The organism is Limnohabitans sp. (assembly GCF_031539105.1).
Lineage (GTDB): Bacteria > Pseudomonadota > Gammaproteobacteria > Burkholderiales > Burkholderiaceae_C > Limnohabitans.
This window is the reverse complement of the sequence record NZ_JAVKLM010000036.1, coordinates 58,368-72,447: the sequence shown is the minus strand read 5'-3', so window position 1 is coordinate 72,447 and position 14,080 is coordinate 58,368. Positions and strand designations below refer to the sequence as shown.

At 55.8% G+C, this 14,080-nt stretch carries 10 protein-coding genes; 9 read left to right on the top strand and 1 reads right to left on the bottom strand.

Going from position 1 to position 14,080, the window contains the following annotated elements; translation table 11 throughout:
- The first annotated feature begins 71 nt into the window (after positions 1-71).
- The 9 genes from RMR24_RS09870 (at position 72) to fliJ (ending at position 13,249) form a co-directional block, all read left to right on the top strand.
- Positions 72-4,052, top strand: a complete 3,981-nt coding sequence (locus tag RMR24_RS09870; RefSeq protein WP_310614906.1) for a flagellin — start codon at positions 72-74, stop codon at positions 4,050-4,052.
- Between the two features lie 361 nt (positions 4,053-4,413).
- Positions 4,414-5,877, top strand: a complete 1,464-nt coding sequence (locus tag RMR24_RS09865) for a sigma-54 dependent transcriptional regulator (protein WP_310614905.1) — start codon at positions 4,414-4,416, stop codon at positions 5,875-5,877.
- Complete coding sequence (fliE, locus tag RMR24_RS09860) at positions 5,874-6,218, top strand: flagellar hook-basal body complex protein FliE (RefSeq protein WP_310614904.1); 345 nt, start codon at positions 5,874-5,876, stop codon at positions 6,216-6,218. The genes RMR24_RS09865 and fliE overlap by 4 nt, the downstream gene beginning before the upstream one ends.
- 20 nt (positions 6,219-6,238) lie before the next feature.
- Positions 6,239-8,392 (top strand): flagellar basal-body MS-ring/collar protein FliF, encoded by a 2,154-nt coding sequence (fliF, locus tag RMR24_RS09855; RefSeq protein WP_310614903.1) that lies wholly within the window; start codon positions 6,239-6,241, stop codon positions 8,390-8,392.
- A gap of 23 nt (positions 8,393-8,415) precedes the next feature.
- Positions 8,416-9,450 carry a flagellar motor switch protein FliG gene (gene fliG, locus RMR24_RS09850; RefSeq protein WP_310614902.1) on the top strand — a complete coding sequence of 345 codons (1,035 nt, stop codon included), beginning with the start codon at positions 8,416-8,418 and terminating at the stop codon, positions 9,448-9,450.
- The gene (locus RMR24_RS09845) at positions 9,443-10,849 is read left to right on the top strand and encodes a FliH/SctL family protein (protein ID WP_310614901.1); all 1,407 of its coding nucleotides are present in this window, start codon (positions 9,443-9,445) and stop codon (positions 10,847-10,849) included. Before fliG ends, RMR24_RS09845 begins: the two co-directional genes overlap by 8 nt.
- Complete coding sequence (locus tag RMR24_RS09840) at positions 10,836-11,489, top strand: hypothetical protein (RefSeq protein ID WP_310614900.1); 654 nt, start codon at positions 10,836-10,838, stop codon at positions 11,487-11,489. Before RMR24_RS09845 ends, RMR24_RS09840 begins: the two co-directional genes overlap by 14 nt.
- A gap of 3 nt (positions 11,490-11,492) precedes the next feature.
- Positions 11,493-12,812, top strand: a complete 1,320-nt coding sequence (locus tag RMR24_RS09835) for a FliI/YscN family ATPase (RefSeq protein WP_310614899.1) — start codon at positions 11,493-11,495, stop codon at positions 12,810-12,812.
- Positions 12,809-13,249, top strand: coding sequence for a flagellar export protein FliJ (fliJ, locus tag RMR24_RS09830; RefSeq protein WP_310614898.1), 441 nt, complete (start codon positions 12,809-12,811; stop codon positions 13,247-13,249). Before RMR24_RS09835 ends, fliJ begins: the two co-directional genes overlap by 4 nt.
- 11 nt (positions 13,250-13,260) lie before the next feature.
- Here the strand turns inward: fliJ and RMR24_RS09825 are convergent, their stop codons facing one another.
- Complete coding sequence (locus RMR24_RS09825) at positions 13,261-14,001, bottom strand: hypothetical protein (RefSeq protein ID WP_310614897.1); 741 nt, start codon at positions 13,999-14,001, stop codon at positions 13,261-13,263.
- Positions 14,002-14,080: the final 79 nt, after the last annotated feature.

Sequence of the window (14,080 nt, the reverse complement as noted above, 5' to 3'; positions counted from 1 at the left end):
AAAATTAGTTGGCACGACATGTGCTTAGTCAGTTGCAAGTTTGATTGACCACGTCTGGTCAGGAGAAAAAAATGGCAGTAATTAACACCAACGTCAAAGCATTGTTTTCACAGATGGCACTCGGAACTTCCGGGCGTGCTCAAAGTGTGGCGATGCAGCAATTGTCAACCGGCAAACGCATTAACTCAGCTCGCGATGATGCTGCGGGTATGGCTATTGCCACACGTATGACACAGCAGATTCGAAGTTTGAATCAAGCTGTGCGCAATGCGGGTGATGCTGTCACTTTGATCCAGACCGCTGAAGGCGCGACCAACGAAATCACAGACATGATGCAACGCATGCGTGAGTTGGCCATTCAGGCAGTCAACGATACCAACGACAACGCGCAGCGCAGTTATTTGGACCTCGAGTTCCAACAGCTGAAGCAACAAATTGTCCAGATTGCCGACAACACCGAGTGGAACGGTTTCCCCGTGTTGAACGGTACAGCCGGTGAACGCGTGGGCGAAATGCCTGTGTTCAAGGCAACTTCTAAAAACCAGTTTGGTGGTGTCTTCATTGACCCAACCACCACGCGCACCATTAATGGTGCAGGCTCTGGTGAAGTTCAAACTTTGACATTGGCGCCAGTTTCTCCTGCCACGGTTCCTTCTGAAGGCATCGTCAGTGTGGCAGGTGTGTCTGTGCAAATTACAGCCACAGAAGCCGCTGCAGGCATGGCTACGGTGATGAACAAGATCAAATCGACCTTGACCGATAGCACGTTCTTCAATGCAAATTCCGGCCGCAAAGTTGAGCTGACCGGTACAACCGGCGAGTTGAAGATCACTTATAACAATACCGATGGTGATGTACCCGATACGGCGATCACCTTGGGTTCTTCCAACATGTCGGCCACAACACCTGTCGTAGCCCGCAAGGCCATGACCAGTGCAACGGAAGTGTTTGCCAACAACGGCAAGTTCTTACAAAGTGGCGCCCTCAAGATGAGTGTCAACTCCGTTAACACCAACGTCACAGCATCGTTCGTTACCCAAGACAACAAGACTATTTTGTTGACAGGCACATTGACTGCTGCCAGCGGTGTCGTGACATTTGCAAAAACTGCAGGATTGAACAGCTCGGTGTTGTCTGACGATTTGTCATACACATTCCGTGATCCATCTGGCACCGCTCTTAACCTCACAACAACGCCACGTGACTTGTCGGTCAACGTGGATGTGGCAGGCAGCATTCCTACCTTGCGTGCTGGCGACTTGATGATCAATGGCGTCACGATTGGCCCATCTGTGGCTGCTGACGACATGCAGTCACCGCGCAACAACGCAGCAGGCAGTGCCATTGCCAAAGCCGCTGCCATTAATCGTGTGGCCGTGGACCAAGGCATCAGCCAAGGCGAATCACAGTCCATTACCTTTTCTGGCACACCGATGCCTGGCACCATCACGGTGGCAGGTGTGAGTGTGGTGCTGACCAATGCCGACAAAACACCTGCAGATGCAGCTGAGAAAATTGCAACAGCGTTGCAAGCCAGCCCCTTGTTTGACCAGTCCACCGGCCGTTTGGTGACTTACGCCAAAGGTTCTGGTGTGGTGAATATTGACTTCCCAACCAGCGAAGGCAATGTGTCTGCGCTTGAAGTTGCACCTGGTGCAACTGGCTTGGCAAGCACGGTCAACACGACTGCCCAATATTTGACATCTGTGCCTGGCACAGGTGTGTTCGCCAAAGTGAACGAAAACGTCTTTACAGGCAAAGCCATGACAGGGTCATCCGTGACCTCAGGTGTGGTGTTTGTCAACGGCTATGCATCTGCCAACATCACCACGGTATTGAACAACCCGCAAGCGACTCGCGAAGCTGTGGCACGCGCCATCAACTTGATCAGCGACAAGACCGGTGTCAAAGCGATTGACACAGGCTCTGAAGCCAAAGGTATTTCTTTGGTGGCAGTCGACGGTCGCAACATTGAAGTGCGTTTTGAAACACCCGACAACGCCAGCGTATTTGGCGACCGCATTGGTATGCGTGAGGGTGTGCAAAGTTCGACGATTTCATTGGAATCTAAAATTCAAGCGCCCGTGATGCTGACTTCAGCATCGTCAGGTGACATTACTCGTGCCGGTTTGGATGCAGGCAACTACTCAAAGAATGAGTCGGTATTGAATACGGCAGCACGTGCTGCAGTGGCACCTGCAACAGCACAAGTTAGCAGCGTCGAGTTCACAGGTACCGTTGCGAGTGGTGACACCGCAACTATCGTGATCAATGGCACTTCGTTCATATCGACAGCTACTTTGACTAAGCCTCAGGCAGTGCGTGATGACTTGGTCACACAGATCAATACCAACAAAAACCTAGGCGTCATTGCGACAGCGGGTAACAAGTCTGGTGAAATTTTGCTGACTGCAAAAACACCAGGTGTCTCGTACACCATGACGACTACCAAGAGTGCCAGCGCAACCGCGATGGGCGTGGCAGCGAAAGAAATCACACCCAATGCTGTGGCTGATGTCAAGAATTTGGGCATGGATGATCTGATGATTAATGGTGTCAAGGTTCGCCCCAGCACACCCAACGACGATCGTTTTTCTAACACCGTGGTCACCAGCAGTGACCCTGGCTCAAGCGCCATTGCTTTGGCTGCAGCGATCAACGACAGCACCAATTTGACGGGTGTGCGCGCTGAAGCCAACCCTGTGGTGTCTAAAGGTATCAATACCGTGACCGGTGTTCCACTGAGCGGCAAACAGTCGCTGTGGGTCAACGGCACAGAGATTCAAGTGGATTTCGTGCAAAACGAATCTGGCACAGACCGACGCACCAAGGTGATGGATGCCATCAACCAACGTGTGGGTCAACACGGTGTGACTGCCACAGATAACGGTTACGGCGTAACCCTGAGCTCTGACGGTCGCAACATGTCGGTGTGGTTTGACTCCAGCAAAGACGATTTGTCTGCAGCCAACTTCGGCTTGGACAAGGGCGGCGCAGTTGCGCAAGTTTCTAAGGTTAAGGTCGGTGGAACGACAGCTGCTGCAGATACGCAGACGGTCATGATCAACGGGGTTTCTGTATCTGCAGCAGGCGGCACAACACCTGTGTTGTCAGCGGTTGCATTGAAAGACGCCATCAACGCCAATGCAGATTTGAAGAATGTTTTGGCTTCGATTGATCCCGCAGATACAACGTCTGTGCTGATCACTTCGACAGTGGCGGGGAGTGGCTTTGACGTTCGCGGTGCGAAATTAAGCGCCGCCAGTGCAGAAACTTTGACGATTAGCACTGTGACCGCCAACAGCGCAGGTAAAACAGACGTTACAGCAATTGACTTGAGCACTGCCTACAGCGACAACGTGTTGGCTGGCGAAAGCAACGCCAAAAACGTGAGCACGATGTACGGCACGGTCAAACTGATTGCTGACGCGCCTGTGTTGCCAGGCTTGCCTGGTGCCGATGGCATCAAGCCTAATCAGTTAGGCCTGAGTGGTTCTGCCATTGTGATCAGCAGCGGTGCTGATGGTTTTGGCGCACTGAGCAACTTCTCGACACTGGGCTTCCACGAGGGCACTTTCGGTGGCCGCGCAAGCCAAGAAATGGATCCTCCTAAAGTGGGTCGCATGGCCTTCCAAGTGGGCGCTTCGGCGAACCAAGTGGTGACCATCGATTTGGCCGACTTCGGTAAGAACGGCTCCATCACAGGCCAGATCACGGGTGACGTGGACTTGGCAGAAGATGCGCGCAAAGTGCGTATCAACACACGTGATGGTGCAACGGCTGTGCTCAACTTGTTGGATGCAGCGATGGACAAGGTCAACGCCACACGCGCCACCATGGGTGCGGTGATGAACCGTTTGGACCACGTGGTCAACAACTTGACCAATGTGTCGATGAACATGTCTACGTCTCGTAGCCAGATTGAAGATGCCGACTACGCGTCTGCTTCGACAGAGTTGGCGAAGACGCAAATCATGCAGCAGGCCGCTACCGCGGTGCTGGCGCAAGCCAACACCAGCCAGCAGTCGGTCTTGAAGCTGCTCGGCGGTTAATGGCAGTCTCTAATTCCACGCCCCTTCAAAAGGGCCCCAATTGCTGGGAGTGTCGCCACATGGCGATCACGTGGGATGTGCGCCTGCCTTATGGCTGCAAGCTCATGGGTTTTCGTTCGAAAGTGGTGCCCTCGCTCGAGGTGCTGCGGACGGACGGGCGGTTTTGTGGCGGTTTTTCGCCTAAGCCTCCTAAGCCTGTTGCCCAAAAAGCCTCAAAGACGCCTGTCGGTAACTCGTCGCAACGTCGAGAAACTGACCCCCGCAGGCCGATGACGCACATAAATTTAATCACTTAGGTGTCAGTTTAGCCTGGCACGGCATTTGCATAACAGTCTTACCTTTATTTCGGACTGTACTCAAAGTGAATGCTTCTTCTGTCAACGTAATTCATGCCGTGTGGTTGGACCCTTTCAGTCCAATCGACGCCGCAGATCGCGCCCAGCTGGATGCCGCAGGTATCAGTCTGGAAACTGTGTCTACCTTGGGCGACCTCACGCTGGCTTTGCGCCGCGCACATGTGTTGGTCATTCGCTTGGGCGATAGCGCCGAGCTGCTCCAAGAAGTTCAAACCCTCATTGCCCAACTCGGCCACACCGTGCCCGTGCTGTGTCGCGTGGACCGTCGCCGCATGGAAGTGGCTGTGGACGCGATGCGCTTGGGTGCTTTGCATGTGTTGTCGGCTGACGAGTGGTCGGCCTCTGCATGGCAAGGCGCTGTGAAAGGCTTGAACGCCCCCGAACTCAAAACCAAGAGCTACGTGTTTGTGGACCCCATCAGCCAGCATTTGTTGGCCTTGGCCCAACGCGTGGCACAAACCGATGTCACCGCTTTGTTGGTCGGCCCCACAGGCGCTGGCAAAGAAGTGTTGGCCCGTGTGTTGCACGAATCTTCACCTCGCGCCAAGGCCCCCTTTGTGGCGCTCAACTGTGCGGCCATGCCAGAGCATTTGATTGAAGACATGTTGTTTGGCCACGAGAAGGGCGCTTTTACGGGCGCTTTGAAAGAGCACAAAGGTTTGTTTGAACAAGCCCATGGCGGCACCATCTTCTTGGACGAAATTGGCGAGATGCCCATGAACTTGCAAGCCAAGTTGCTGCGCGTCTTGCAAGAGAAAAAACTCAACCGCTTGGGCGGCGAAGCCACCATCGACCTCGACATCCGCGTGATCGCGGCGACCAACAAAGATTTGAAGCTCGCCATCGAGCAACGCGAATTCCGCGAAGACTTGTATTTCCGCATCAGCACCTTCCGCTTGCGCATTCAGCCTTTGAAAGACCGCCCAGGTGACATCGTGCCTTTGGTGGCGCAGTCGTTGGCCCGTCACGTCAAAGGGGGTGTGCCTTTCACGGTCACGCCTGAAGCGCAAGTGCAGTTGCAAAGCTACCCATGGCCCGGCAATGTGCGCGAACTCGAAAACGTGGTGCAACGTGCCGTGGTGTTGAGCGGTGGCCGCACCATCAGCCCAGCGCATTTGATGTTTGACGATGCCCAAATGGACGAGCAAGCCATGCCAGCGATGCCCAGCATGACAGCGGTGATGCCGCAAGCCTTGGCTGAAGTGCCCGTGGCCGCAGCAGGGCCCGCCTACTTCAGCCCAGCGCCTGTATATGCCGCCGCACCCATCGAAACACGCGAAGAGCTAGCAGCCCCGATCAACTTAGATAGCGCGGTGAAAGCCAGCGAACTGCAGGTGATCATGGCCGCGATTCAAAGCACCGACAGCCGCCTAGAGGCAGCTGCCAAGTTGGGCATCAGCCCACGCACCTTGCGCTACAAGCTGGCACAAATGCGCACCCGTGGCATGAATGAAGGAGCCTCAGCATGATTGATCGCATCTCCAACGCCAACATTCAATCGATGATTGAAACGCTGCGTTCGCACCAAACCCAAGCAACGGGTGTCAACTCGCCAGCGGGTGAAGCGAAGGCCGCCAAAGTGGAAGGCCAGCCCGACTTTTTCAAGTCGGTGCAAAACGCGCTCGACAGCGTCAACGAAACCCAGCTGAAGTCATCGGCCATGCAAGAAGCCTATGACCGTGGCGAAGAAGTGCCCCTCACCGAAGTGGTGTTGAGCATGCAGAAATCGTCACTGGCTTTTGAAGCCACCTTGCAAGTACGCAACAAAGTGATGAAAGCGTACGAAGAAATCATGAACATGCCTGTTTGATACAGGATTGAGAGACTGATATGGCAACTGATACCTTAAACATGAACGCCGTGGGCATGCCCACAGCCGCAGGCTTAGAGACCACTGGCGCAAACAACGCCAATGGTGCTTCTGCCGGCAATTCGAACAACATGCCCGCATGGCTCAACGCCAAAGAAGGCCCAGGCGCGGTGGTGATGGACGTGCTGCGTCAACCCAGCGTGCGCAAGGCTTTGCCTTTCGTGGTGATCTTCATGCTGCTGATGTCGGTGGCGGTGTTCTTCACCTCGATGAAGCCCACGCCTTACCGCCCCTTGGTGTTGATGCTCAACGATGCGGACAAGCAGTTGGCCATCGAAGCCTTGAAGACGGCTGAATACAAGCCTGAGGTGGATGCCAACACCGGCCAAATTTCTGTGCCTACCACCCGTTACCAAGAAGCCCGCATGTTGTTGGCTTCCAAAGGTTTGCCACGCACAGATGCATCGGGCATGGACAACCTCAAAGACATGCCTGCCATGACCACCAGCCAGTTCATGGAGCAGGTGCGTTACAACAACGCGATGGAGCAAGAGCTCGCACGCAGCATCATTCAAATTGGCGGCATCAAAGCAGCCCGCGTCCATTTGGCCGCGCCCAAGCAAAGCGTGTTTGTGCGTGACCGTGCGCCCACCAAGGCGTCGGTGATCATCACGCGTTTGCCTGGTCGCACCATTTCATCGGCCAACGTGCAAGCCATCATCCAATTGGTGGCGTCTAGCGTGCCTTACCTCGCCCCTGAAAACGTGTCGGTGGTGGACAACTTTGGTAGCTTGATGAACGACATGTTGACGGAAGCGCCTTTGGGCTTGACCGCTCAGCAGCTCACGCACAAGCAACAGATGGAAGACCTGTATCGTACCCGCTTGATCCAGTTGTTGGCCCCCATCGTGGGCGAGACCAACGTGACGGCTCAGGTGAGCATGAGCTTGGATTTCACACAAACCGAAGTGACGACCGAAGACTTTGACGCACAAGACAAAGGCCCCAAGACCCGTTCTGAATTGTTTGTGGAAGACCGCAACACCTTCCGTGATGCGATTGGTATTCCTGGCGCGTTGTCCAACACGCCACCAGCGCCCACCAACCCACAAGCCACCACACAAACCAACGCCGACCCCTTGAAGGGCGTGAGCGAAAAGGGCGTGCAAGTGACGGCGCGCAGCACCAAAAACTACGAACTCGACCGCGCTGTGCGCCACACCAAAGGCGCCATGGGCGTGATCACCAAAATTGGTGTGGGTGTGTTGATCAACGAACGCCCTGTGGCACCCGGTGCCAAGGTCGAGAAGAACGCCGATGGTTCAACCCCAACGTCTGTGCCTTACACCCCTGAAGAAATCGAACGCTTGAACCAATTGGTCAAAGGCGCCGTGGGCTTCAACAACGACCGCGGCGACGTGGTGACCGTGGTGGGCACTAAGTTTGAACCTCAGTACGACCCCACGGTGATTCCATGGTGGCGTGATGAAAACTACCAAGTCATGGTGAACGCCGGTGTGGTGGGTGGCATCTTCTTGCTGATCCTCTTGACTGTGGTTCGTCCGATGGTGCGCCGCTTGTTGGCCCCCGAGATTGACCCCAAAGCCTTGGCAGCGGCAGCGGCTTATGCAGCCACCAGCCAAGCGCAGATGGCGATTGATGTGGCCACGGCCGAGAACGCAGCAGCACAAGCCGCTGCGGCCCACGCCAAGAAAACACATGACGGCGAGATGCTGCGTATTTCTGAAGAGGCCATGCGTGCCGCTGAAGAGTCTGCCCGCTTGTCGCAAGAAGCCACCTACGCCGCCGAGCAAGCCCGCTTGGCAGCCGAAGCCAAAGCTGCAGCTGATGCGCTGGCGGCTGAAGAAGCCCGACTCCGCGAAGAAGCCCTGCGTGCTGAGCGTGATGCGCAAATTGCAGCCGAAGCTGCAGCCCATCACGCAGCCAGTACAGCGTCCGAAGAGTCTTCGGAAGAAATTGAAATTGAAGAAGGCGAATCGCTGGAATCGGTGAAGGCCCGCATGGCGAGCATGAAGCCGAAGAAGCAGTCGATTTCGGCTGACTTGCTCAACACAGCCAACTCGTATGACGATAAAGTGGCATTGATTCGCATGATCATGGCTGAGGACTCCACCCGCGTGGCTGGTGTGCTCAAGAGCTTGATCGAGAAGTAATAAATTTTCTGAGGATTTGAATCATGGCTGACGACTCTATTGTGATGACCGACAAGCTCCGCGCTGAGCTTGCCAACATTACCAGCACCCAACGTGCTGCTGTTTTGATGCTCTTGCTCGGTGAAGAGCAAGCGGCTGAGATCATCAAATACTTAAACCCCAAAGAGGTTCAAGCGCTGGGTGCTGCGATGGTGCAAGTGGCCAACTTCTCACAAGAGGCGGTCAACTTTGTGCTGGACGAGTTTGTGGACCATTTGAAAAACCAAAACAACGTCAGCATTGGTGGCGCCGATTATGTGGAGCGCGTCATGCGCTTGGCATTGGGCGACGACAAAGCTGCCTCGGTGTTGGGCCGCATCATGCCGGGCCAAGGCACCAAAGGTTTGGACATCCTCACCTGGATGGACGCACGCGGCATTGCCGACATGATTCGTGGTGAGCACCCCCAAGTGGTGGCCATCATCTTGTCCTTGCTCGAGAGCGAAGTGGCAGCCGACGTGCTGAACTACTTGCCGCCCGATGTGCGCCCTGAAGTCATTCAACGTGTGGCCAGTTTGGACACCGTGCAGCCTTCGGCCATGGCCGAACTCGAAGCCATCATGAAGCAGCAGTTCTCTAAGAACGCGTCGGCTCAGTCATCGAGTTTTGGTGGCGTGCAAGCGGCTGCCAAGATCATGAACTTGACCAAGACGGCTTTGGAAAACAGCATCATGAGTGGCTTGAACGAGATCGACCCCGACTTGATGCTCAAGATTCAAGACAACATGTTCACTTTCGAGAACTTGGTCAGCGTGGACAACAAAGGCATTCAGGTGCTCATGCGTGCGGTGGAGCCAGACTTGTTGATGATGGCTTTGAAAAACGCCAGCGAAGACTGCCAAGCCCGTTTCTTCGACAACATGTCCGAGCGTGCACGCGGCATGTTCCGCGACGACATGGAAGCCAAAGGCCCACAACGCATGGCTGACGTGGAAGACGCACAAAAGCAAATCATGCGCAAGGCGCGTAAGTTGTCCGATTCGGGCGAATTGATCTTGGGCGGCGCAGACTTTGTTTAATCAACCCCATCCCGCTCGGGCTGCCGTTCCATGGCAACCCAACGCCGGCATTGCTGACAAGCTAAGCAGCCGTGGCTATGCCACGACCAGCTGGACCAGCGACGTGCCAGAGGCGTTTGCTGATCTTGGTTTTTCAACCAAGTCCAGCGGGTTTTCGGCGGCGCATTACCAGCCCACCAAACAACCGCTGAGCAAGCAAGCGCAAGCCTCGTTGGCGCTGCTGGAAGGCGAGTACCGCAACGAAGCTTTGGGCGAAGAAAAGCCCGCCTCTTTGGCCGGCAGTGAAACGAATGAACATTTGCCTTTCGTGATGGATGCCTATGGCGCATCACGCAAGACCAAGCTACGCGTCAATGTGGATGCCGCTGTGCTGCAACGCGCATTGGCGCAGGCAGAGATGGCCGAGAGTTTGGTGGTGAGCCCCATCACCTCTGATGACAAGGTGGCTGACCCGATCGTGATTCATCCCGATGTGGCTGATGCGCAAGATGCACAAGACGTGCAGGCCTTGGCTCTTGAAGCCCAAGCAGCTCAAGCTGTGGTTGAGGCTGCGGCTGCTGAACAGGCTGCTGCGCAAGAAGCCCAGACGGCTGCTGAACAAGCGGCTGCGCAAGAAGCACAGGCAGCGATCGAGCCTACTGAGCCAGTGTTGCCCGCGGTTGTGGGTGGCATTGCGCCCGAAGAAGTTGAACAACGCGAAGCCGAGCAATTTGCCAAAGGCTTGGCTCAAGCGCGCGAAGAAGCTGCCCTTGCGTTGGGTGAGGCTGTGGCCAAAGCCACAGAAGAGGCCTTGGCCCAAGGCATGGCGCAAGGCAAGGCCGAAGGCTTGACTGAGGGGTTGCTGGCAGGCAAAGAACAAGGCATGGCCGAAGCCGATGCGCGCGTGCGTGCTGAGTTGGCAGAAGAGATGGCTGCGCAGCGGGTTGTGTTTGAAAACGCATCCAACGCCTTGGTTGACTTGATGGCAGACCCGAAGAAATTTTTTGAGCCGCTCAAGCGCCTCGCACTGCACATTGCAGAGCAAGTGGTAGTGGGTGAGTTAGAGACTTCGAGCAAAGGCATCGAACGGTTGGTGCAACGCTGCTTGGAAGAGCTCGATCACCCCGTGCACGGTGCCGTGGTGTTGGAGCTCAACCCCGAGGACAAAGCCCGCTTGCAATCGCAAGCCGCAGACTTCCTCAAAGGTATGCGCCTAGAAGCAGTGCCCGATTTGAAAGTTGGCAGCGTGCGTGTGTTTGCAAACGACACCGTGGTGGAAGATTTGGTAGAGCATCGCTTGGAGGGCTTGGCCAAAGCCTTGCTGGTCGATGTGGATGCATGGCGCGAAAAGTCGCCCCTTGCAAAAGAAATTGTGGACGTTCAACAAGAAGAAGCGGAGGACGGCGATGTTCATTCCTGACGTCATCAACACCCTGTTGATGGGTTTGATTTTTATGGTTGTGATCGTGACCATCGTGCGCCCGTTTGTGCTCAATATGGTGGGGCAAGTTGCCTCGAACAGTGACATGCAACGCGCCGCTGTGGACGCGGTAGAGCGCGAGATGATGCGCAAGGCGGAGTTGTTTGAAGCTCAGCGCGCGGACAAGATCAAGTACCAAATGATGTTGCTTGAAAAACCTGTCAAGCCAACACCCAAGCCTGTGCCTGAGGCTGAGCCTGAAGTGGTGCCCGAACCCCTAGAGGCCGTGGTGCCTGAGACGGTGGTCGAAGAAGCGCCTGTTGAAGTGGTTGAGGCGCCGGTAGAAGACGTCATCGCAGAGGCTGCCGTTGAAGCGCCTTTGGCCGATGCGTCAGACGAAGAAGCTGAGGAAGCTTTGGCTGAAGGCGAGATTGAAATTCGCGAAGGCGAGTCTTTGGCTGAAATCAAAGACCGCATTCGCAAAGAACAGCAAAAGGCCAAGAAGCCAACCATTCCGCCAGAGCTGCTCAACAGTGCCAACAGCTATGAAGACAAAGTTGGCGTCGTGCGAATGGTGGTGCAATCCGACCAAGCGCGTGTGGCTTCGGCGATTCGCGGCATGATTCAAATTGGCAAATAAAGCATGATCGATTTCTCCAAAGAAGTGCAGACGAGCTTGCCCAAGCTACGCACCCCTGAGCCGCAACGCAGCGGCACCTTGGTGCGCTTGGTCGGCCTGACTTTGGAGACACGCGGCATCATGGCCCCCTTGGGTGCGTGCTGCGAAGTGATGGGTAAAGATGGTCACCGCGTCGAAGCCGAGGTGGTGGGTTTCAACGACAAAACCTTGTACCTCATGCCTTTCACCGACCCTGTCGGTGTGGGCCCTGGCGACACGGTGCGCGTCATGTCTAACTCGGGCCAAGTGCGCTTGGGCAATGAATTGCTCGGTCGTGTGATTGATGGTCGTGGCGTGCCGATTGATGGCAAGCCCATGCCGCATTTGCCCGACCAGCTCAGCTTGCTGGGCCGCCCGCTCAACCCCATGGAGCGCGGACCCATTGTTGATATTTTGGATGTGGGTGTGAAGGCCATCAATGGCGCACTCACCATTGGCCGTGGCCAACGCATTGGCTTGGTCGCTGGCTCAGGCGTGGGTAAGAGTGTGCTCTTGGGCATGCTCACGCGCTTCACCAAAGCCGACATTGTGGTGATTGGTTTGATTGGTGAACGTGGCCGCGAAGTGCAGGCCTTTATCTCAGAATCTTTGGGCGCTGAAGGTTTGGCCAAGTCGGTGGTCATTGCCGCACCTGCCAACGTGTCGCCGGTGTTGCGCCTCAAGGCCACGCACATGACGCATGTGATTGCCGAATACTTCCGCGACCAAGGCAAAAACGTGTTGATGCTGTGCGACAGCTTGACCCGTGTGGCCCATGCGCAGCGCGAAATTGGCTTGGCCATTGGCGAGCCACCGACTGCTAAAGGCTATCCACCCTCGGTGTTTGCTTTGCTGCCCAACTTGATTGAACGTGGAGGCGTGGGCCGTCATGGCCACGGCTCCATCACCTCTATTTACACCGTGCTCGCCGAAGGCGATGACGGCAACGACCCGATTGTGGACATTGCACGTGCCTCGCTGGATGGGCAAGTGATGTTGTCACGCCGCTTGGCTGACCAAGCGCATTACCCAGCGATTGACTTGAACGGTTCGATTTCGCGTGTGATGCAAACCTTGGTGAGCCCCGAAGAGTTGAAGCAGTCCAACAAGCTGCGCCGCTTGTGGTCGGTCTACCAACAAAATGCTGATCTCGTGCAAGTGGGGGCGTATGAGGCGGGCTCGAACCCCGAGCTGGACGATGCCATTCGCCTGCGCGAGCAGATGGTGGACTTCCTTCGCCAAGACATGGACAAGGGCCAAGACTACGCGATGACGCGTAACCAATTGAGCCATATGCTGTCATGAAACCACGCGCCGCCTGGTCCGTGTTGGCCAAAAAAGCCAAAGAGAAATGTGACGAGGCCTTCGTCGAGCTGAAAAAAGCGCGCGACCGTGTGACGCAACTTGAGCAAAGCCGCGAGCGTATGCAGCTGCTGTTGGCCGACTATGTGGTGCGAAGCAAAGAGGCCGAGAGCCGCCCGCACAGCATGGCTGAAACACTGAACTTTCGTGGCTTCATGCAGCAGCTGCAATCCTTGATTTCGCGTGTGAATGTGGACTTGATGGAAGCGCAGCACGCTGTTGAGGTCAAGCGCTTAGCGCTCAAGGCGGCTGAGCAAAAACGCATTCAAATGGACACCTTGGTCGAACAAGACCTCAAGGCGGTGCGCGACTACCACCGCAAGCGCGAACAAAAAGAGATGGATGCCGCAGGCATCACCCTCTACAACCTCAAGCACTGATCAACAGTCCTTTAGGCGCTGACCCAGCCCGCCTGCAGCCAATGCCAGTAGTTGGGTTTGAACGCCCAAGGCATCCAAGTGGTGTGGGTGTTGTGTGCAAACACATGGCTGGTGAGGTGGTCATGCCACGCGTCTTTGGCCCCTACGCTGGCCAACAGTTTTTGTGAAAACGCAGGCTCTAGTCCTTGCTTGGCCATCACATGATGGCTCCACACATTCAGGCCTGCAGGCAACAAACGTCCATCGGTTGGCCCCGACCACACATCGTGCAAGCTGCCCCAGTGGCGACCTTTCAGCGTTGTTTTGAGTTGTGCCAACTCGTGTTCGACACGCGCCTCATCGCGCACGCGAAAGCGGTGTTGCCCGAGCACGTTGTCAAACCAAACACAAGCCTGTGGGTGTTCTTTCAGAATCTCGGGCAGGGCAGCCAGCGCGTCTTGGCGGTGGTGCTGCACCTGTATGCCTTGTGTCTTCAAGCGCTTGCCGTGTTGCCCATCAAACAGCCACGGTGCTAAGGGGTCAATGTCATAGGCGTCGATGCGTTTGAAGCGGGCCAGCCAGTTGGGCGGCATCATCCAACCCGCGCTGCCGCCGATCAAGAGCAAATGGTCTGACTTTGGGTTGACCTGCGCCAAGAACTGGTCGATCAGTTGCAGCGTGGGCTGCCAGCGCTTGCGCGCGTGGAAGGCCTGCACATGCCAGCTCAGGCCGCCGGTGCCGCCTGCATGAATCAGGTCGCGAATCAGGCCCATGGGTGTTTCGGTGAATGCATGAAATAACTATACCGTGACACCAAGCTGGCACGCGCCTTGCAATACCCCTAGAGATAGG